The sequence below is a fragment of the Aureisphaera sp. genome, from assembly GCF_059726885.1.
The window spans coordinates 3,176,790-3,197,041 of the sequence record NZ_AP041051.1 but is presented as its reverse complement, the minus strand read 5'-3'; the positions used below and the strand labels follow the sequence as shown (position 1 = coordinate 3,197,041).

Here is a 20,252-nt window from a genome sequence, read left to right as displayed (position 1 = left end):
AAATAGTAGGCCAATTAGTAAAATGGAACGACTTTTGATCATGTATTGCCATCTTAAAAATCACACTTATGAAAAAAATAGTATTCCTCCTCGCAATTGTTAGTACATTCGCTTTTACCGCCTGTGAAGGCGATCCAGGGCCTCCGGGGCCTCCAGGAGATCCAGGAATCAATATCTTGGGACAGGTTTTTGAAACCACCATTGATTTTACCGCTGGAAATGATTTCCGCCAACTCATTACCTATCCCGCAGGAATCGAGGTATTCGAAAGTGACGCGGTATTGGTATACTGGCTAGAAGATGTTGTTGCCGATGGAAACGGTGGATCCTTGGACGTCTGGAGTCCACTACCCCAAACCATTTATTTAGATACAGGAGGTTCATTTCAATACACCTTTAACCACACATTTTTAGATGTTTTGTTATTCCTTCAAGGTGATGTAGATTTAACAACGTTAGGAAATGGTTTTACCAACGACCAAACCTTCCGTATAGCAATCGTTCCTTCAGAATTTGGGGATGCTGGCCTTACCATGGATCAGTTAGAACGTGCTACCAATGTTGAATTTATAGGAAACTAAGAAACTCATGAAACAAATTGGCCTTCTTTTAGCATGTATGTTCTTGCTAAGTTGCAATTCGAAAGCACAGACAGAAAAACAAGATAAAGTCTTTCCGGTTACCAAAACCGAAGCCGAATGGAAAGCCCAACTCACTGAAATGCAATACTATATTTTACGTGAAGCGGGTACTGAACGCCCATTTACCAGTAATTTCAATTACTTTAAGGGTGAAGGTGTTTTTCATTGTGCAGCCTGCAACACCCCACTATTCGAAACCCAGTATAAATTCGATAGCGGAACTGGATGGCCTAGTTTTGACCGCGCCATAGAAGGCAATGTGGAGTATGACGTCGATTATAAATTGGGATACGCTCGTACAGAGGAGCATTGTGCTACCTGTGGGGGTCATTTAGGACATGTATTTAATGATGGGCCAAGAGCCACAACAGGTAAAAGGCATTGTATTAACGGAGCTGCTTTGGTCTTTGTGGGTGAAGTAGACGGAAATGAAGGCAAAAATGACTAAATATCCTATCCATAAATCAGAAGAAGAATGGTTGGCTGAACTTGGCCCTGATCGTTACCGAATTCTTCGTGAAAAAGGAACCGAACGCCCTTTTACAGGTGCTTATAACTTAAACTTCGAAAAGGGTAGTTATGCGTGTGGTGCTTGCCACACGCCCCTTTTTGAAAGCAACAGCAAATTTGAAAGTGGTTGCGGATGGCCTTCTTTTGATGAGTCGATTGAAGGCTCGGTAGAATATGTCCGCGATACTACCCATGGTATGATTCGTACCGAAATTCTTTGCGCAAATTGTGGAAGTCACTTAGGCCACGTATTTAACGATGGCCCTACTGAGACGGGGCAACGTTATTGTGTGAATTCCCTTTCCGTAGACTTCAACAAAGAATAGATTAAACCATTTTTAAATTTAGAAGTCATAAGGGTGTAACCATAAACAAGCACTCTTATGAAAAAATTGGTTTTTATACTCAGCATAGCACTTCTATCATTCTCTTCTTGTGCCACAAGGGTCGTTCAGACCACACCACGAAGCAATGTGGTAATTGTTCAAAAAGCTCCAAGAAATCATTCTGTTGTGGTGGTAAAGGGGAAACGTTATTATGAATGGAATGGCAAGCGTTACCGCAAGACACAAAGAGGATACGTTTTAATTGGCATGTAAAAGGAAAAATTCCCAAATCTTTTATGCCAGGTCTTTACATTGAGTGAACGACCTGGCATTTCTTTTTCATACTAGTTTACTCAATATATCAGAGTTCACAGGCGTTTGGTGTAAGCCTCACCTCCTGAAGCAGTTTCCAAATATCATTATCAAATCCTTTTGGTGAAAAACGGAAAACAACAATAGATTTATCTTGATTTTCGCATGGATGAACATCTGCTCGAATTTGCAAGGTGATCATTTCTTTGGTTCGAAAAGCATCGTATAACCTAACCTTTCCCAAATAATCAGCGCCATGGGAAATGCTATCCGCTTTTAAAATCAATACCGTACTAGGAGGAACCGTTAATTCCTTGTCATCATTAACCACCTTCATTAATCCATCAAAGTAATATGTGAGATTGGTCTCTAATTCCTGTTCAGAAAACTTGCCTGAATGATTGATGTTCCAAGCAAAAAGATATGACCAGAATTCAGGGCTTTCAGGTTTCCCCCAACCCTTGGGGAATTGTGCGTCTTCATACCCTTCAAAATTAATTTCAGGTGCAAAATGAATCGGGAAAGGAAAGATTTCTTTAAACCAAGTACTATCAGCCTCCAGGACCCGTGCATACTCCTTTTTTTGACCTATCATTATTGTTGAACAACAAATAACAAACAGCGTAATCATATTTTTCATGATGTTTTTATTTTTCCGTAAAGCTAAATGGGTATAAACACCGAAGTGTCAAAAATTTGCAAAAGAAGTGTCAAGGCTTGTAAAAATTCATGAAATTCCAATTTCTTTTATGTGATTATGCAGTGAGGACATTAGGAGTACTGTAGATTTCTATAGATCAAAAACACTTCTTCTGTTTTTACTATTTGCTTTTCGCAATGCCTAATTATTTCGTAAATTCGCTACTTCAAAAAACAAGTCAATACACCTACTCTTATGAGCAAATATGATATTATCGTTTTAGGAAGTGGCCCTGGTGGATATGTAGCCGCCATACGTGCCTCCCAATTAGGTTTTAAGACCGCCATAGTTGAAAAAGAAAGCCTTGGGGGCGTTTGCCTTAACTGGGGTTGTATTCCAACAAAAGCATTGTTGAAAAGTGCTCAGGTTTTCGAATATTTGAAGCATGCCGAGGACTATGGATTAACCGTTAAGGAATATGATAAGGATTTTGGTAAAGTTGTAGATCGTAGCCGTGGTGTTGCAGAAGGGATGAGCAAAGGAGTTCAGTTCTTGATGAAAAAGAACAAAATTGATGTAATTGAAGGCTTTGGTAAACTTAAACCAGGCAAAAAGATAGACGTAGATGGTACCGAATACAGTGCCGACCACATTATTATAGCAACAGGAGCACGTTCCAGACAACTACCAAGCTTGCCGCAAGACGGCAAGAAAGTAATTGGATATCGTGAAGCCATGACCCTTCCAAAGCAACCAAAAAGTATGATCGTTGTAGGAAGTGGAGCCATTGGGGTTGAATTCTCTAACTTCTATAAATCTATGGGAACGGACGTTACCATAGTAGAATACCTTCCAACCCTTGTGCCGCTGGAAGACGAAGAAGTCTCCAAGCAGTTTGAGCGCATCTTCAAAAAGTCAGGTATTAAGGTTATGACCAACTCTGAAGTATTGAGCGTGGATACCTCTGGAAAAGGAGTGAAAGCTACCGTTAAAACCAAAAAAGGAGAAGAGGTTTTGGAAGCCGATGTGCTTTTATCTGCAGTAGGAATACAAACGAATCTTGAAGGTATAGGATTAGAAGACGTTGGAATTGTACAGGATAGAGGCAAGATAATGGTGAACGACTGGTACCAAACCAATATTCCTGGCTACTATGCCATTGGTGATATTACACCGGGTCCTGCCCTAGCCCATGTTGCTTCTGCCGAGGGAATTACCTGTGTAGAGAAAATTGCGGGTATGCATGTTGAAGCCATAGACTATGGTAATATACCAGGATGTACTTACACGTCCCCAGAAATAGCAAGTGTTGGTTTGACCGAAAAACAGGCCAAGGAACAAGGATATGAGCTAAAAGTTGGAAAATTCCCTTTCTCCGCCAGTGGAAAAGCAAGTGCGGCAGGAACCAAGGACGGATTTGTAAAGGTAATTTTCGATGCTAAATACGGAGAGTGGCTTGGTTGCCATATGATTGGTGCTGGCGTAACCGATATGATCGCCGAAGCGGTGGTTGCCCGTAAATTGGAAACCACGGGCCATGAAGTTCTAAAAGCAATTCATCCACACCCTACAATGAGTGAGGCCGTAATGGAAGCTGTAGCCGATGCCTATGATGAAGTGATTCATTTATAATAAGAAATAAAAGAGGGCCAATTGGCCCTCTTTTATTTCTTGATAAGTTTCAACACTTCCGATTGGTTCTTCTTATTGGTCACTTGAACGAAATATATCCCAGCACTCAATTTGTCTACCGGTATTTGACCTGTGCCAACGTCTATATCCAATTCTATCTTCTTCCCTCCTATATCATACATGTTTATAGAAACTATTTCGGTAGGGCTTTTCAATGAAGTAATTTCCGATGCTGGGTTCGGAGATAGTACAAATGCAGGGTCATCATCCGAGGTCACATTGTTCAGGACAATGGTACCATTAAAATATTCCAGAGCCTTAGCGAAAACATCTTCACCTATTTCCTCTCCCAAGAACCGTCCCGGAATATCATCAATAGGCGGATGAATACCTCCCCATATTCTAGAAAGACTGGTCTGGTCGGAGGCATCCTTATAAGTTGCCCATTGTAGGGTGAAGTCTACAGAAGGTCCTTCCTCGAACACCAAAAACTCATTCTGTGCTACATCGAAAGTGCCCATTCCTCCTGGAAAAAATGGATCACCAGTGGCCATTTCCAATATTTCGGCAGCTGCACTCGAGAATGTAGAATGTCCAGATATATACCCAGCAAACGGTGGCGTGACAAATGTAGGCCGCTGATAGGGCCACCATCGCTCTGCGATTATCCAATCTACTCCAGCCACATCAATGTCTGGGTTATTTATATAATCCGGGCCTTTCCAGGCAAATACCTTGCATTTGCCCACAAACTCATTATTAATCCCTGCCAATGGATCGCCTATTTCTATAATCTCAATAAGGCCAGGAAGCAATGGCAAACCATGTGGGTCATAACTGTCTAAAGAATTATCAGAGCTTTGGCCCTTACTTGCCATATAACGAAGGGCCGAAATGGGCCTAATATAATCGTAGTATCCTTTAAGTCCCCATGTATTTACTGCGCTATCGTGCATAGCTGCTCCCAAAAGGATATACAGCTTAACATCCCATTCCAAATCATCCAAAATAGGACCTTCCCCTTGTAATTGCTTTACCAAATCCGGATGATCGTTCACATAATTAAGGATGGTAAACCAATGTCCGGGAGGTGTTTCCGAATCAGGTCCGTCTGCCCAAAATTCGGCAAGCACCCTTGCATAGTCCCCACGGGGGACCATTTGAGTTTCATAAGGCAGGCCTGTTGCAGGGTTCAAATCATGGCCCATACCACTGTCGCCTCCATCTTCGAAGTTGTAGAATTGCTGGTACTCAGAAAAATTCGTGGGATAACTCTGAATGTTACCTATACTAGCAGGGGAAATATCGATCATGACCCCATCTGCTGGATCTAAATGCTTGGACCAAGAAGCCACTAGTGAGAACCCCCATTTATAAGGATCATTCATAGGGTTGGTCGAATTGGATATGTAAGAAGGTGCCCCAGGATTATTGAACACATAATAATCGAATCCATCGATATTATAAATTTCCAAGGCATTATTGTCTAACGCAAAGTTGGTTACCTGCCCCCATTCAGGACTTAAAAAGTCAGGGACATCACCGGGAATGGTATTCCCAGACTGATCTATAAACACTTCAAAAGCCAAAGGTTGCCATCTATTTGGATCTATGGCACTATTATCTTCGTAGAGATCCAGAATTAATGGTTCATTTATAGGTTCGTAAAACTGATTTTCATAATCGTTCTGTTCATTGGAGTTGTCCTGAAAACCAAATGCAATCATTTGTTCGGCCAAATAGTTGCCCAAAGCGGCATAAGAGCCTCCAGAATAATCTGTACTTTCATTCGTAGGATCATAAGCATAGGAAAGAAATCTCGCCTCAAGTGCTGCCGTGGTTTCGGCGGCATTCGGTGAATTGGCAAATCTATGCGATAGTAACCGAAACAATGCATAACTAAGTACTTCATGCCTAGCAGCATCTACATCTGTTGGTTCTGCTATACCATCGAACGGAACATTGAAACCACCTAAATTTCTATCCAAGAATATTGTGTATGCGGTTTCATCGAATACGGCCCAAGCATCATACATTAAAATCGAGCTGTGAAAAAGGTTTCTTGCATGCACCGTTGGCCTTGCAAAGTCGTTTCTAATAGCCTCTAACAATTCCTCATTCCATTCCCTTGCCACAGTATGGTCCTGCGCTTTAATAGAACCCAATGAGATAAATAGTAGTAGAAATACGTAAAAGTGTCTCATACAAATCAGTATTACAATTATCCGAATAAACCTTCCTATAGAAAGCTCTGTATTGCCAATTCATAACTCTGTAATCCAAAACCGAGTATCACTCCTTTGGCTCCTGCCGAAATGTAGGAATGGTGCCGGTATTCTTCCCTGGCAAAGGTATTCGAGATATGAACTTCGACCACAGGTGCCTCTATGGCTTTTACCACATCCCCTATCCCTACCGAGGTGTGGGTATAGGCGGCGGCATTTAAAATGATCCCATCATACGAAAACCCCACCTCCTGTATTTTATTTATGAGTTCCCCTTCTACATTCGATTGAAAATAGAACAGCTCAATATTGGAATATTTATCGCTAAGCTGATTGAAAAAGGCTTCAAACGATATATTGCCATAGATATCCGTTTCCCTTTTTCCGAGAAGATTTAGGTTGGGTCCGTTGATGATTATAATTTTCATACCTCAAATATATAAATTAAAAAAGGTGGAAGTTTCCTTCCACCTTTAAATATATATTCTGTTCCTTTTTATTGATTACCCAAAATAAGTGGAAGTCCACCATCTCCAGAGCCAATAACAATAACCTTACTATTGGGAGACTCGGAAAGCTTTATAGTTGCTTCGATCCCCTTGTCTTGTAAAATCTTATCTGTTAAAGATGCACTTAAAATCCTATTAGCGTCCGCCTTACCCTGAGCTTCAATAATTACTTTCTCAGCTTCTTTAGCCGCAGTAACCAAACGGAATTCGTATTCTAACGACTCCTGCTCCTGCTTTAGTTTACGTTCAATAGCATCCTTAATGGTAGGTGGTAATGTTACATCCCTAATCAAGATTCCATTCAACTGAATGTGTTGATCTTCAACAATTTTCCTGGTTTCTTCAAAGATTTCATCCTGAATCGCATCACGCTTACTGGAATATAATTGCTCTGGGGTATAACGTCCTACTACACTACGTGCCGCACTTCGAATGGCAGGTTTTATAATCCGATCCAAATAATCGGTCCCCTTGGTATTGTGCAATTTCCCTAAATCGGAAACCACGGGTTCAAACCACGCTGTTGCATCAATTTGAATTTCCAATCCATTTGAGGAAAGCACTCGCATTTCTTCAAATAATTGTTGTTGCCTTGTTTCATAATCGATCACCCTATTCCAAGGTGCAATGATATGAAAACCTGGGCCCAAAGGTTGTTTGTCAGAATCTACACCATCTCCCAAAGTCTCGTAAAGAACTGCAGCATGTCCTGCATCGATAGTTACTGCTGATTTGGCCAGTACAATGATGGTAAGTACTACAATAATAATGATAGGTATCCCTAACTTAGGTAATTTGTCCATAATATGTTTCTTTTGGTTATTTAATTATATGAGTCCGTTGTATTTTCTAATGAACCATTCTAAGGAAAGTGTCAAAACCATGATCCCCAACAGATATTTCCAATCTATTAAAGGTACTACTTTTTGTTCGGTTTTCTGAATGGACCTAAAGCTATCGTCATTCAGAAGTTGGTCTGTCATCATTTCTAACTGATTCAAAAAGAATACATTTCCGTTTGTGTTAGTCGCCAAACGTGTAAGTTTTGTTACGTCCGCATTCAGGAATTGTTGTTCTACGTTGAAATCCAATATTGTAAAACTTCCACTACGGGCCACTCCTTCTCCCTCTACAGAAACCGTATAACTATAATCCCCAGCTTGTAAGCTGTTCAAGTCTACTTCGTAATAATTATTCTTCAGTAACATTGGGAACTGTGTGCCGTCCTCGGTATCCTGATTGGTTACCGATATAAGAAGTTGGGCTCTATTGTCGAACACAAAATTCTGATCGAAATATTGTGCGGAAATTAGCAAAGGGTTGTTATTGTAGTAAAAAGTTTCGGCTGTAACCTCCAATCGGCTTCTCCTTTTATTGGAGGCAAGATATTGTACCATCCTACCGATAAAATCATCGAAATCTTCAAAGCTTGAATTTCCCAAATAGGTTTGGGCACGCCATTTCCAGAGATCCTGTGCATCCCAGATAGCACTTCTCCTACCATTAATTTCCATTGAAGCAAATAAAGGTGAACCCGTACTAAAACCATTTATGGATTGCTGTAGAATCACCTCATTGGGCACTAAAACTGTAAGGTCTCCAAATTCGGTAGAGAGAGGTGGAAAATCCTCAAACCCTAAATCATCCAATGCAAAGGCCCCATAGTTTACATTTAACTCGCCAGACACATTTTCACTTTCCCCTGTAGTTTCCTTTTGAAAATCATTTTGAACTCGGTTCAAGAAACCCCAATCCGTTCCGGTGCCCGTAAATGTCCAAGTATTCTTTCTTAGTTTATCTATTTCGGTATACACCGAGGCAAATCTTCGATTGGGCTGAAAAAGTATGATGAGCTGATGATCGTTTAATAAAGAAACGGCTTCCGAAGGTTTGGCAAATGTAACTTTGCGCTGTTCATTACTCTCTATGGCTTTTCGCAAGGTCCCCATATCTGGGTGCAGCATATCGCTCACTATTAGCACATTTGTAGACTGATCGATCACTTCTACGGCAAAAGCCTTTCCATTATTCACCTTATTCTTTTCTTCTGCCAATGGTGCTATTTGAGCGTAATAGCGCTGTAATCCCACATTCGTAGCAGGTAGTGTTAGATTAACGGTCTGGGTATTGTTTTCTTTTGAAAATGACAGGTTCTGTGAAAATACCGAAGCTCCAGATTGCGTTATGGTAAAACGTGCACTTACAGGGTTTTCACCACTATAAACTAATACAGCTTCTACCGGAAACTGGTTCTTAAGAAAGGAATAGCGATTGGTATTTAGTTGTTCTAATTTAAGATCGACATAGGCCGTGGAATCGCCTATTACCACCGGAAATATCCTGTTTTTATAGGAATCGCCCAGAAATTCATAATCCCGCCCTAGCGTCTGGTTTCCATCAGTTATGAGTATAGTGGGAGCCAATTCATTTTTAAAAATCTCATTGCTGGATTTTAAAGCTTTTGCTATATGGGTTTTATTATCTGAAAAGGTCAGGGAATCTAATTCAGTAAGGTCTTCTCCAAATGAATAAAGTCCTAAATCAAATTTTTCTATGAGCTCTGGATTGGACCTTAAGTCCTCCACAAATTGATTGACTTCTTCTGCCTTTTCCAATTCAACCACAGAAGAGGAATTGTCGACCAAAACAGTGAGCTTGGGCTTCTGAATGGAATACGTATTATTCCTGAATTTCGGATTGATTAGAAGCAAGAACAGACTGAGAAGGGTACAAAAACGAAGTACACCAAAAAGCAATCTGAGCCTTTTGGTGTACTTGGTCCTATAACCATACATGAAAAGCACTAAAGCCAGTGCTACTATGACCGAAATCACTATGTATAGTAAGGTTTCTGCTATCAAGAGTTACACCATTGACAATGCACTGGTTAGCGTGCATCCATATTTTTAAGTTAACATTCCTCCGTCTACATTTAATACTTGACCTGTAATATAACCAGACAGGTCACTTCCTAAAAATACACAGGCATTGGCAATATCTTCTGGAGTTCCCCCTCTTTTTAAAGGAATGGCTTCTCTCCAGCCTTGTACAACATTTTCATCCAATTTCCCTGTCATTTCGGTTTCAATAAAACCAGGGGCAATGGCATTACAACGAATATCCCTTGATCCTAATTCTAATGCTACAGACTTCGTAAAGCCAAGAATTCCGGCTTTGGAAGCGGCATAATTGGTTTGTCCCGCATTTCCTTTAACACCCACTACAGAACTCATGTTTATAATGGAACCTTTACGTTGCTTTAGCATGGCCCTTTGCACCGCTTTGGTCATATTGAATACCGATTTAAGGTTTACTTCGATCACCTTGTCAAAATCCTCTTCAGAAATTCGCATTAAAAGGTTATCCTTAGTTATTCCGGCATTGTTTACAAGAATGTCTATGCTTCCAAATTCTTTCAGTACTTCGGCAGCCAATTCCTGAGATTCTTCAAAGTTGGCTGCATTGCTCTTATAAGCCTTTACGGTTACTCCATGTTTACTAGCTTCGGCTGCAATCTCTTCTGCAGCTGCTTGTGAAGAGTTGTACGTAAACGCAACGTTAGCGCCTTGCTTTGCAAAGGTCTCTACAATTCCTTTTCCAATACCCCTACTCCCTCCTGTAATTATGGCTGTTTTTCCTTCTAATAATTTCATAGTATAGGTTGATGTTAGTTTTATTGTGAATGCTTATTGTTCAAAGATAAAAAAGCCCTGTGATTATAAACAGGGCCTTGATGTTATTATTTACCTAAAGTTTATCCTAAAACCTCAGCTACTTTCTTTCCAATTTCAGCAGGTGAATCTACTACATGAATACCACATTCCCTCATAATCTTTTTCTTTGCCTGTGCAGTATCGTCGCTTCCTCCAACTATCGCTCCAGCATGCCCCATGGTTCTTCCGGCAGGTGCTGTTTCCCCTGCAATAAATCCAACCACTGGCTTATTACTACCACTGGCTTTATACCATTGTGCGGCATCAGCTTCCAGTTGTCCACCTATTTCCCCGATCATTACAACCGCTTCTGTTTCGGCATCGTTTATTAGTAACTCCACAGCTTCTTTTGTAGTGGTTCCTATAATTGGATCCCCGCCAATTCCGATGGCCGTAGTAATACCCAATCCTTGTTTTACAACTTGGTCTGCTGCTTCGTAGGTAAGGGTTCCAGATTTGGAAACAATCCCTACTTTTCCTTTTTTGAAAACAAAACCGGGCATAATACCAACTTTTGCCTCTTCAGGAGTAATTACACCTGGACAGTTAGGCCCCACCAAACGGCAGTCCCTATCTTTTATATAATCTGCAGCCTTAATCATATCGGCAACAGGAATTCCTTCAGTAATGGTAATAATCACCTTAATACCCGCATCGGCAGCCTCCATAATGGCATCGGCCGCAAATGCTGGTGGAACGAAGATAATTGTGGTATCGGCACCAACTTTTTCAACTGCTTCGGCCACTGTATTAAATACAGGCTTATCTAAGTGGGTTTGCCCACCTTTTCCTGGGGTTACCCCACCTACAACATTGGTTCCATACTCGATCATCTGTCCGGCATGAAAGGTTCCTTCACTACCTGTAAAACCCTGAACGATAATCTTCGATTCTTTATTTACTAATACACTCATTGGTGATTTTTTTAGAGTTGAAATTTAAGATGTGCAAAGGTAATTGTTTATCCTCTTTTTAAAAAGAATTTAGACCTTAACCTTATGATAGGATTCGGAGGTGTCGTCATTAATGCTCACTGGCTGACTCACAGTATGTCCTCGGTACAATTTTCCATCTTTTACCTCCCATATGGAAATAAAATGCGCAATGCCCAATTCTTCATCAGGATTTTCGATGGTCCTTATGTAATATTTATAGCGAACTGTCACGTGTGCTCCGTCTACCAAAAGATGGCTTACTTCCACCCTTAGGTCTTTGTAAGTACGTGAGATTTCACTGAAAAAATTTCGTAAATCTTCATAATGCAGTATAGACAGCCCATCCGAGCTGTTCCAAATTAGCACCACATCTTCATGAAAATAGGTTTCGAGTATATTTTTATCTGTAAGAACTTTGGATAGGAAGAAGTTTCTTACGACCTCCTTGGCTGACTTGCTCATTCTAATTTATCTAATTTTTCAATTATATCTGGGATCAATCGTATGGAAGCGATCTCCTTGTATTTTTTTCTGAATTCATCTGCAGGGGTTCCAAAATAAGACTTGCCCCCTTCTAGGGATTTACTCACTCCACTTTGTGCAGAGATTACCGCCTTGGCCCCAATTGTGATACCACTCGTAACCCCTACCTGACCCCAAATGGTGACTTGATCCTCAATGACCACACAGCCAGCAATACCTACCTGCGAGGCAATTAAACAACGCTTACCTATTCGGGTATCATGTCCAACATGTACTTGGTTATCCAACTTAGATCCTTCCCCAATAATAGTAGATCCAGTTACTCCACTATCTATAGTGCATAATGCTCCTATATCCACATTGTCTTCAATGACCACATTTCCTCCACTTTTCAGTTTATCGAAATGTTCAGGGCGGTTCTTATAATAAAATGCATCCGCGCCCAACACCGTGCCTGCATGAATGGTCACATTGTTTCCAATAATGGTATTGTCATAAATAGCTACATTGGCATGAATTACGCAATCATCACCAATTTTTACATTATTCCCTATAAAAACATTGGGTTGAATTATGGCATGAAGTCCTATCTCCGAGCTGTCCGCTATAACTGCGCGCGCTGGTTCAAAAGGATTGAAGTGATCCGTAAGTTTATTGAAATCACGAAAGGGATCGTCCGATATCAGTAAAGCCTTCCCTTTGGGGCAATCTACTTGCTTATTGATGAGAACCACCGTGGCTGCGGACTGAAGTGCCTTATCATAGTATTTCGGGTGATCTACAAATACAATGTCACCAGGTTCCACCACATGAATTTCATTCATCCCCAAAACCGGAAAGTTATCATCACCCACATAGGTACTTCCGATAATCTCGGCAATTCCTGAAAGGGTTTGTGCGGTAGAAAACTTCATTTACGATGATTAGAAACCAAATATAAAAAATCCCACCTCAAATATTCTTGGATGGGACTTTAAATTTAGTCTTATTCCTTGATGCGTTCCTGATAGGTTCCTTTTTCAGTTTCTATCTTGATCTTATCTCCTTCATTAATAAAAAGCGGAACATTTATTCGAGCTCCCGTTTCCACCGTAGCAGGTTTGGTAGCATTGGTGGCTGTATTTCCTTTAACACCCGGCTCTGTAGCTGTAACTTCCAATATTACCGATGATGGCATCTCAACCGATAATGGCATACTATCCTCTGTATTAATGACAACGGTTACGACCTCACCTTCTTTCATTAGATCTGGACGGTCCAAAGTATCTACCTGAAGTTGAATCTGTGAATAATCATCGGTATTCATGAAATGATACGTATCCCCTTCGTTGTACAAATACTGAAACTTATGTGTCTCTACCCGAACGTCTTCAATTTTGTGACCCGCTGAGAAAGTATTGTCAATTACCTTTCCTGTTGTTACACTTTTAAGCTTTGTTCTTACAAAAGCAGGTCCTTTACCTGGTTTAACATGTAAGAACTCTATAATTTTATAGATGTCGTTACTATATTTAATACAAAGTCCTTTTCTAATATCTGATGTATTCGCCATGGTCTAAATTGGTATTACTTTTTTTTCGTTTTTAATTTTGGAAGTACCCTTTCATGATTCCTCGTTTGGAATTCTTGATGAACTGAAGGATCTCATCCCTTTCGGAAGTCGCTTCCATTTCGGCTTCAATTATTTGCGCCGCCTGACTATTGTTATAGCTTTTCTGGTATAAAATTCGATAGATATTCTGAATCTCCTGAATTTTGGCTGTTTCGTACCCACGCCTTCTCAAACCGATAGAATTAATTCCTACATAAGAAAGTGGTTCACGTGCTGCTTTCACGTAGGGAGGTACATCTTTACGAACCAAAGACCCTCCAGTAACAAAGGCATGGTTACCTATCATACAAAATTGATGTACGGCAGTCATCCCAGCTAGGACAACATAATCCCCTACTGTTATATGCCCTGCTAACGTACTGTTATTGGAAAAAATACAGTTGTTCCCAACAATGCAATCATGTGCAATATGACAGTAGGCCATAATAAGGCAATTGTTCCCAATTACCGTTTTACCCCTATCAACGGTTCCCCTATTTACGGTTACATATTCTCGAATAGTGGTATTGTCACCTATTTCTGCTGTTGTTTCCTCATCCTGGAACTTTAAGTCCTGCGGAATAGCAGAAATAACGGCACCGGGAAAAATATTACAGTTTTTCCCAATACGGGCACCTTCCATGATGGTGACATTTGAACCAATCCAAGTTCCTTCACCGATGACCACATTATTATGAATGGTAGTAAAAGGTTCTATCACCACATTTTTGGCAATTTTAGCTCCTGGATGTACGTAGGCTAATGGCTGATTCATTTAGTTGTTTTTGGTTTTTACAATTTGCGCCATAAGCTCTGCTTCTGTTACCAATCTATCGTTGGCATAGGCATTCCCTTGCATGTGCACAATTCCTCTTCTAATAGGTGTTATTAATTCTAACTTAAACACCAACGTATCCCCGGGGTTTACCTGTTGCTTAAATTTCACATTATTGATCTTCATAAAGAAGGTCAGGTAGTTTTCAGGATCGGGTACCGTGCTCAAAGCAAGAATACCTCCTGTCTGTGCCATAGCCTCCACTATAAGTACTCCTGGCATTACGGGCGCTCCCGGAAAATGTCCCACAAAATAAGGTTCGTTCATGGTTACATTTTTCAAACCGACAACATGGGTATCGCTTAATTCAAGGATTTTATCGACCAATAAGAAAGGTGGTCTGTGCGGAAGCATAGCCATGATAGCATTTACATCCTTCACAGGCGTTTTCGATAAATCGTACTTAGGTACTTTGTTACGCTTCTCTATCTTAATGATTTTAGAAAGCTTCTTGGCAAACTGAGTATTAATGGAATGTCCTGGTTTATTGGCAATAACCTTACCACGAATTCTAGTACCTACCAAGGCTAAATCACCTATAACGTCAAGTAATTTATGCCTTGCGGCTTCGTTGGGATGGTGAAGGGTCAAGTTATCCAGGATTCCATTTGGTTTGACCGAAATTTTATCTTTTTTGAATGCATGGCGCAAACGCTCCATAGTTTCTTCGCCCAGTTCTTTGTCCACATACACAATGGCGTTGTTAAGATCCCCGCCTTTTATAAGCCCATGTTCCAAAAGCATTTCCAATTCATGAAGGAAACTGAAGGTTCGGGAATCGGCGATTTCCTTTTTGAAATCGGAAAGATGTTTCAATGACGCATTCTGTGTCCCTAATACCTTTGTTCCGAAATCTACCATAGTAGTTACCTGGTACTCATCGGAAGGAATAATCGTAATGTCGCTTCCGGTTTCTTCGTCAGTATATGAAATTACTTCGTTCACCACATATTCTTCCCTTGGTGCTTCCTGCTCTACAATCCCCGCCTTTTCTATAGCCTCCACAAAAAATTTGGAGGACCCATCCATAATGGGAGGTTCGGAAGCATTTAGCTCGATCATACAATTATCTACCTGCATACCCACTAGGGCAGCAAGCACATGCTCCGACGTTTGTATTTTCACTCCACGTTTTTCCAAATTGGTGCCGCGCTGAGTATTTACTACATAGTTGGCATCGGCTTCGATCACGGGATTTCCCTCTAAATCGACCCGAACAAAAGCATATCCATAATTTTCGGGTGCAGGTTTAAAGGTAATCGTTACCTCCTTACCTGTATGAAGCCCAACTCCAGTGAGCGATACTTCTTTTTGAATGGTGCGTTGCTTAGCATCGCAATTAGTCATCTCCATTATTTTTTTCTAGGTTGTTTAGTCGGCCTACTATTTTAGGCAAGTTTTTAAAGTAGACGTAACTCTTGTTGTAGTCTCCGTAGTTCAATGCTGGGGATCCTTGCAATACTTCATTGTCCTTTACATTCCTTCCAATGCCGCTTTGAGCCTGTATTCTCACATTGTTGCCAATGGTAATATGCCCAACAATTCCTACCTGACCGCCAATAAGGCAATTTTCACCGATCTTGGTGGAACCAGCAATTCCAGTTTGGGCAGCAATGGCGGTGTTCCTGCCAATTTCTACGTTATGAGCAATTTGTATTTGGTTGTCTAACTTAACACCCGTCCTTATTACCGTAGATCCAAGGGTCGCTCTATCTATCGTTGTTCCAGCACCCACATCTACGTAATCTTCAATTATCACATTACCCGTTTGAGGCACCTTTTGGAACTCCCCCTTTTCGTTAGGGGCGAATCCAAAACCATCGGCACCAATTATGGCACCGCTATGTATTACACAATTATCCCCAATAATAGTTTCTGAATAAATCTTAGAACCAGCAAATACAACCACATTATCTCCTATGGTCACATTATCTCCTATATATACATTAGGATAGATCTTTGCATTTTGCCCTATTGAAACATTTTCCCCTAGATAACTGAATGCTCCTATATATATATTCTCACCATACGAAGCAGATTCGGCAATGAACGACGGTTGTTCAACACCCGTTTTGTTCATTTTTACCTGATTGTAATATTCTAGTAATTGGGAGAATGCCTTGTAGGCGTCATCTACTCGAATAAGAGTCGTCTTAATGGGGTTTTCTACCACAAAGTCCTTGTCTACAATAGTAATGGAGGCATCTGTGGTATAGATATAAGGCTTGTATTTCGGGTTAGCCAAAAATGTAAGGCTTCCTTGGGTACCCTCTTCAATTTTAGCCAATTTCGAAACTTCCACGGTTTCATTTCCTTCTACTTCACCTTCAAGTATCCCTGCTATTTGGTTGGCTGTAAACTTCATTTTCGATTTTGAGTGTTGCAAATATAAAAAAAGCAATACTAATCCCTTTTAGGATAACAGATATAATATTTCACTACCCTCTTGGACAATGCTTCAATATTTAATTGATCACTGGCTTTGGCCACATCGGTTACCTTTCCGCTTTTCTTGATAAGGTTAATTGTGTCCTTATCCATATCGTAGGCCTGATTGCTTATGCTCCCCTGGAACACAAAATAAGATGCTTCATGTTCAGAAAGGTTGTGCAGTTGCATGATTTTATGCAGGTGTTTCTGTACTTTTTCTTCAGAAATAGGCTGATTTTTAAGCTTTATGCCAAGAAGTTTTCTCGATAACAGCATTTCGGAAATCTCAGAAAGCACAAAATCTTCATTGTTCTTCCAACTCTTCATGGCAGAAATAACGTCGTAATCATCCAATTCCGCGAAAGTTTCCAATACCGTGGTGGTAAAATCATCAAGGGAGATCTGTTTCTTGAGAAAAAAGGACAATGCTTCACTTGCAGGCACCTCATGACCCAAAAGCACCAGTTCCTTAGCTCGTTTCAGTAAATGCAACAGTAATTGCTCTGCAACCAAACTTGTTTTGTGCAAATATACTTGCCAATACATAAGACGGCGGGCAATGATAAATTTCTCCACCGAATAAATCCCCTTCTCCTCTACTACTAAACCATCGTCCTTTACATTAAGCATGGCGATAAGCCGCTGCGAATTCACATTTCCTTCGTGAACCCCTGTATAAAAACTATCCCTTCTAAGATAATCGAGACGGTCCATATCCAGCTGCCCCGATATTAATTGATGTAAAAACTTCCTTGGATATTCATTTTTGAAAATGGTAATTGCCATGTCCAGTTTCCCTCTGAATTGACGATTCAATTCCTTCATAAACAGTAAGGATATTTCCTCATGACCTACTCCGCTTACAATGCTATGCTCCATGGCATGGGAAAAAGGTCCATGCCCAATATCATGAAGAAGAATGGCTGCGTACAGCGCCTCTTCCTCCTCAAATGTAATTTCCACTTGCTTGGATCGCAGTACCTGTACCGCACGTTGCATCAGGAACATAGCCCCGAGCGCATGATGAAAGCGGGTATGTTGGGCTCCAGGATATACCAGATAGGACATCCCCATTTGGGTAATCCTGCGCAACCGCTGAAAGAAAGGATGCTCTATAAGTCCGTAAATGAGTGGAGTGGGAATGGTAATGAATCCATAAATAGGATCGTTTACAATCTTAAGCTTATTGTTGGACTTCAAACTTTAACTTTTAATTAATAATGCCTAATGACACTATAAAATACTATGGAAGTATTTTTGATGTTATAGTATTACTGCCTCTTGCAGCTTACCAATCTAAATTCAAAACAAATATACATATATGAGCGAGATAAAAGTACTTTGGGTAGACGATGAAATCGACCTATTGAAACCCCATATTCTGTTTCTTGAAAGCCGTAATTATAAAGTAACTACCGCGCAAAGTGGAACCGAGGCCCTACAGGAAATTGATAAGGATAATTTCGACATCGTTTTCCTTGACGAAAACATGCCCGGACTTACCGGTCTGGAAACACTCGCCGAAATAAAAGAAAAACAGGCCACAATCCCGGTGGTTATGATTACCAAAAGTGAGGAAGAGTACATTATGGAGGAGGCCATTGGCTCCAAAATAGCCGATTACCTTATTAAGCCGGTGAATCCCAACCAGATTTTATTGAGCTTGAAAAAAAATCTAGATCACTCGCGCCTGGTTTCAGAAAAAACCACTTCCAACTACCAACAGGAGTTTCGAAAGATTGCCATGGATATGTCCATGATCAATTCGCACGAAGAATGGGCAGAATTGTATCAGAAATTGGTATACTGGGAATTGGAGCTTGAAAATATTGAAGACACAGGAATGTTCGAAATTCTGGAATCCCAGAAAACGGAAGCCAATACTCAATTCTGTAAGTTCATAGATAAAAACTATCCCGACTGGTTTGGGAATAGTGAGGATGCACCTGTAATGTCGCATACCCTATTTAAGGATAAAGTAGTTCCTCGATTGGCCAACAGGCAAACCTTATTGGTAGTTGTCGACAATCTACGATACGACCAATGGAAAGCATTCGAGCCTTACCTTAATAATATCTACAAAAAGCAACAAGAAGAGCTGTTCTACAGTATATTACCTACTGCCACACAATATGCAAGAAATGCCATCTTTTCGGGTCTAATGCCTAGCGACATGCAGAAATTACATCCTAACTGGTGGTTGAATGATACGGATGAAGGCGGAAAGAACATGTATGAAAAGGACTTTCTGGGAGCACAGCTAAAGCGATTGGGACTTAATCTTGATTGGAGCTATCACAAGATTTCCAGTTTAAAACAAGGAAGAAGACTTTCTGAAAACTTTAAAAGCCACAAAAACGAAGATCTCACCGTTATCGTGTACAACTTTGTGGATATGTTATCACATGCCAAAACCGAAATGGAAGTGATTAAGGAATTGGCATCCAACGATAAATCCTATCGCTCGCTTACTGAAAGCTGGTTCAAGAATTCGCCTCTTATGGAAATTATACAGCAGGCATCACAGTTAGGGTTTCAATTAATTATCACAACGGATCATGGAACTATAAATGTGAAGAACCCTTCTAAAGTTATTGGGGACAAGAACACAAGCCTTAACCTTCGCTATAAGACCGGAAAGAGCTTGACTTATGAGGACAAGGATGTATTGGCAGCTAAAAACCCGAATACCATACACCTTCCCAGTATTAATATGAGTAGCTCCTTCATATTTGCGAAAGGTGACTTATTCTTTGCATACCCCAACAACTATAATCATTACGTGAGTTATTACAGGAACACCTATCAACATGGCGGAGTTTCCCTGGAAGAGATGATTATACCCTTTGCAGTATTGGCTCCAAAATAGATTATTTGTAGGATTTTACTGATTTTCATACATTTAATCGTCTATTTGGGCGGATAGTCGGAAATATTTATATATTTGTTACAGCCCTACGATCATGAGACGTACTTATACATTACATGAATTACCAGAGATTGCTGGAATGGTTTTAAGCAATGCCCCCACCAAAACCCTATTATTCTATGGGGAAATGGGAGTGGGTAAAACCACGTTGATCAAGGAGCTCGCCAAGAAATTGGGGGTTCAGGATACCATTAGTAGCCCAACCTTTTCTATAGTAAATGAATACCTCCTCGAGGAGGATAAGTTATATCACTTCGATTTTTACCGCTTGGAAGATGAAGAAGAAGCGCTAGATATTGGAATAGAAGACTATTTCGATTCTGGGCATTGGAACTTTATTGAGTGGCCAGAAAAAATTGGATCGTTGTTGCCCGATGGGTCTACGACCATAGAACTAACCAAAAACAATAACGGAAGTAGAACAGTAAACATTTTGCCGGTGAACTAGAACTGCAACGCTTACATACAAGAAAAAACGCCTACTTTATAATGTTTGTCCCCCCAAACCATACATTATTAGAGAAGGAGTATTTTGGCATAG

21 protein-coding genes are annotated in these 20,252 nt (G+C 40.5%); 7 read left to right on the top strand and 14 right to left on the bottom strand.

The features are described from left to right. Positions 1 to 68: 68 nt before the first annotated feature. The 4 genes from AC6JAD_RS14380 to AC6JAD_RS14365 are packed head-to-tail and all read left to right on the top strand — an operon-like array spanning position 69 to position 1,750. Positions 69 to 581 carry a hypothetical protein gene (locus tag AC6JAD_RS14380; protein ID WP_461303047.1) on the top strand — a complete coding sequence of 171 codons (513 nt, stop codon included), beginning with the start codon at positions 69 to 71 and terminating at the stop codon, positions 579 to 581. Positions 582 to 588: 7 nt separating this feature from the next. Next, positions 589 to 1,089 carry a peptide-methionine (R)-S-oxide reductase MsrB gene (msrB, locus tag AC6JAD_RS14375; protein ID WP_461303046.1) on the top strand — a complete coding sequence of 167 codons (501 nt, stop codon included), beginning with the start codon at positions 589 to 591 and terminating at the stop codon, positions 1,087 to 1,089. Next, entirely contained in the window at positions 1,082 to 1,477 is a 396-nt protein-coding gene (gene msrB, locus AC6JAD_RS14370; protein ID WP_461303045.1) for a peptide-methionine (R)-S-oxide reductase MsrB, read from the top strand. The genes msrB (AC6JAD_RS14375) and msrB (AC6JAD_RS14370) overlap by 8 nt, the downstream gene beginning before the upstream one ends. Positions 1,478 to 1,534: 57 nt before the next feature. Beyond that, positions 1,535 to 1,750 (top strand): DUF6515 family protein, encoded by a 216-nt coding sequence (locus AC6JAD_RS14365; RefSeq protein WP_461303044.1) that lies wholly within the window; start codon positions 1,535 to 1,537, stop codon positions 1,748 to 1,750. A gap of 88 nt (positions 1,751 to 1,838) precedes the next feature. Here the strand turns inward: AC6JAD_RS14365 and AC6JAD_RS14360 are convergent, their stop codons facing one another. Next, positions 1,839 to 2,429: a hypothetical protein gene (locus AC6JAD_RS14360; protein ID WP_461303043.1), complete on the bottom strand. Its 591-nt coding sequence runs from the start codon at positions 2,427 to 2,429 to the stop codon at positions 1,839 to 1,841. Positions 2,430 to 2,684: 255 nt separating this feature from the next. Between AC6JAD_RS14360 and lpdA the strand changes: the two genes are divergently transcribed. Continuing rightward, positions 2,685 to 4,061 (top strand): dihydrolipoyl dehydrogenase, encoded by a 1,377-nt coding sequence (gene lpdA, locus AC6JAD_RS14355; protein WP_461303042.1) that lies wholly within the window; start codon positions 2,685 to 2,687, stop codon positions 4,059 to 4,061. Between the two features lie 32 nt (positions 4,062 to 4,093). Here lpdA and AC6JAD_RS14350 read toward each other — a convergent pair whose 3' ends face one another. The 13 genes from AC6JAD_RS14350 to AC6JAD_RS14290 form a co-directional block, all read right to left on the bottom strand. Further along, positions 4,094 to 6,265: a T9SS type A sorting domain-containing protein gene (locus AC6JAD_RS14350; protein WP_461303041.1), complete on the bottom strand. Its 2,172-nt coding sequence runs from the start codon at positions 6,263 to 6,265 to the stop codon at positions 4,094 to 4,096. 35 nt (positions 6,266 to 6,300) lie between these two features. Next, complete coding sequence (gene aroQ / locus AC6JAD_RS14345; protein WP_461303040.1) at positions 6,301 to 6,714, bottom strand: type II 3-dehydroquinate dehydratase; 414 nt, start codon at positions 6,712 to 6,714, stop codon at positions 6,301 to 6,303. Positions 6,715 to 6,782: 68 nt separating this feature from the next. Next, the gene (locus tag AC6JAD_RS14340) at positions 6,783 to 7,598 is read right to left on the bottom strand and encodes a prohibitin family protein (protein WP_461303039.1); all 816 of its coding nucleotides are present in this window, start codon (positions 7,596 to 7,598) and stop codon (positions 6,783 to 6,785) included. Positions 7,599 to 7,622: 24 nt separating this feature from the next. Beyond that, positions 7,623 to 9,656 (bottom strand): vWA domain-containing protein, encoded by a 2,034-nt coding sequence (locus tag AC6JAD_RS14335; protein ID WP_461303038.1) that lies wholly within the window; start codon positions 9,654 to 9,656, stop codon positions 7,623 to 7,625. A 45-nt stretch (positions 9,657 to 9,701) separates the two neighbouring features. Beyond that, positions 9,702 to 10,448 (bottom strand): 3-oxoacyl-[acyl-carrier-protein] reductase, encoded by a 747-nt coding sequence (gene fabG / locus AC6JAD_RS14330; protein ID WP_461303037.1) that lies wholly within the window; start codon positions 10,446 to 10,448, stop codon positions 9,702 to 9,704. A gap of 101 nt (positions 10,449 to 10,549) precedes the next feature. After that, positions 10,550 to 11,422, bottom strand: coding sequence for a succinate--CoA ligase subunit alpha (sucD, locus tag AC6JAD_RS14325; protein WP_461303036.1), 873 nt, complete (start codon positions 11,420 to 11,422; stop codon positions 10,550 to 10,552). A 69-nt stretch (positions 11,423 to 11,491) separates the two neighbouring features. Next, a complete protein-coding gene (locus AC6JAD_RS14320; RefSeq protein ID WP_461303035.1) occupies positions 11,492 to 11,905 on the bottom strand; it encodes a nuclear transport factor 2 family protein in 414 nt (137 codons plus the stop codon). Next, positions 11,902 to 12,840, bottom strand: a complete 939-nt coding sequence (locus AC6JAD_RS14315) for a UDP-3-O-(3-hydroxymyristoyl)glucosamine N-acyltransferase (protein ID WP_461303034.1) — start codon at positions 12,838 to 12,840, stop codon at positions 11,902 to 11,904. Before AC6JAD_RS14315 ends, AC6JAD_RS14320 begins: the two co-directional genes overlap by 4 nt. Before the next feature lie 71 nt (positions 12,841 to 12,911). Next, positions 12,912 to 13,478 (bottom strand): elongation factor P, encoded by a 567-nt coding sequence (gene efp / locus AC6JAD_RS14310; protein WP_461303033.1) that lies wholly within the window; start codon positions 13,476 to 13,478, stop codon positions 12,912 to 12,914. Positions 13,479 to 13,509: 31 nt separating this feature from the next. Continuing rightward, positions 13,510 to 14,292, bottom strand: a complete 783-nt coding sequence (gene lpxA / locus AC6JAD_RS14305; RefSeq protein WP_461303032.1) for an acyl-ACP--UDP-N-acetylglucosamine O-acyltransferase — start codon at positions 14,290 to 14,292, stop codon at positions 13,510 to 13,512. Beyond that, a complete protein-coding gene (locus tag AC6JAD_RS14300; protein WP_461303031.1) occupies positions 14,293 to 15,699 on the bottom strand; it encodes a bifunctional UDP-3-O-[3-hydroxymyristoyl] N-acetylglucosamine deacetylase/3-hydroxyacyl-ACP dehydratase in 1,407 nt (468 codons plus the stop codon). Beyond that, positions 15,692 to 16,717, bottom strand: a complete 1,026-nt coding sequence (lpxD, locus tag AC6JAD_RS14295; protein ID WP_461303030.1) for a UDP-3-O-(3-hydroxymyristoyl)glucosamine N-acyltransferase — start codon at positions 16,715 to 16,717, stop codon at positions 15,692 to 15,694. Before lpxD ends, AC6JAD_RS14300 begins: the two co-directional genes overlap by 8 nt. A 38-nt stretch (positions 16,718 to 16,755) precedes the next feature. Continuing rightward, positions 16,756 to 17,982: an HD domain-containing protein gene (locus AC6JAD_RS14290; protein ID WP_461303029.1), complete on the bottom strand. Its 1,227-nt coding sequence runs from the start codon at positions 17,980 to 17,982 to the stop codon at positions 16,756 to 16,758. Positions 17,983 to 18,103: 121 nt separating this feature from the next. On the opposite strand from AC6JAD_RS14290, the gene porX reads away from it, so the two are divergent. Beyond that, positions 18,104 to 19,651 (top strand): T9SS response regulator signal transducer PorX, encoded by a 1,548-nt coding sequence (porX, locus tag AC6JAD_RS14285; RefSeq protein ID WP_461303028.1) that lies wholly within the window; start codon positions 18,104 to 18,106, stop codon positions 19,649 to 19,651. Between the two features lie 94 nt (positions 19,652 to 19,745). Then, positions 19,746 to 20,159, top strand: coding sequence for a tRNA (adenosine(37)-N6)-threonylcarbamoyltransferase complex ATPase subunit type 1 TsaE (gene tsaE / locus AC6JAD_RS14280; RefSeq protein WP_461303027.1), 414 nt, complete (start codon positions 19,746 to 19,748; stop codon positions 20,157 to 20,159). Positions 20,160 to 20,252 lie beyond the last annotated feature (93 nt).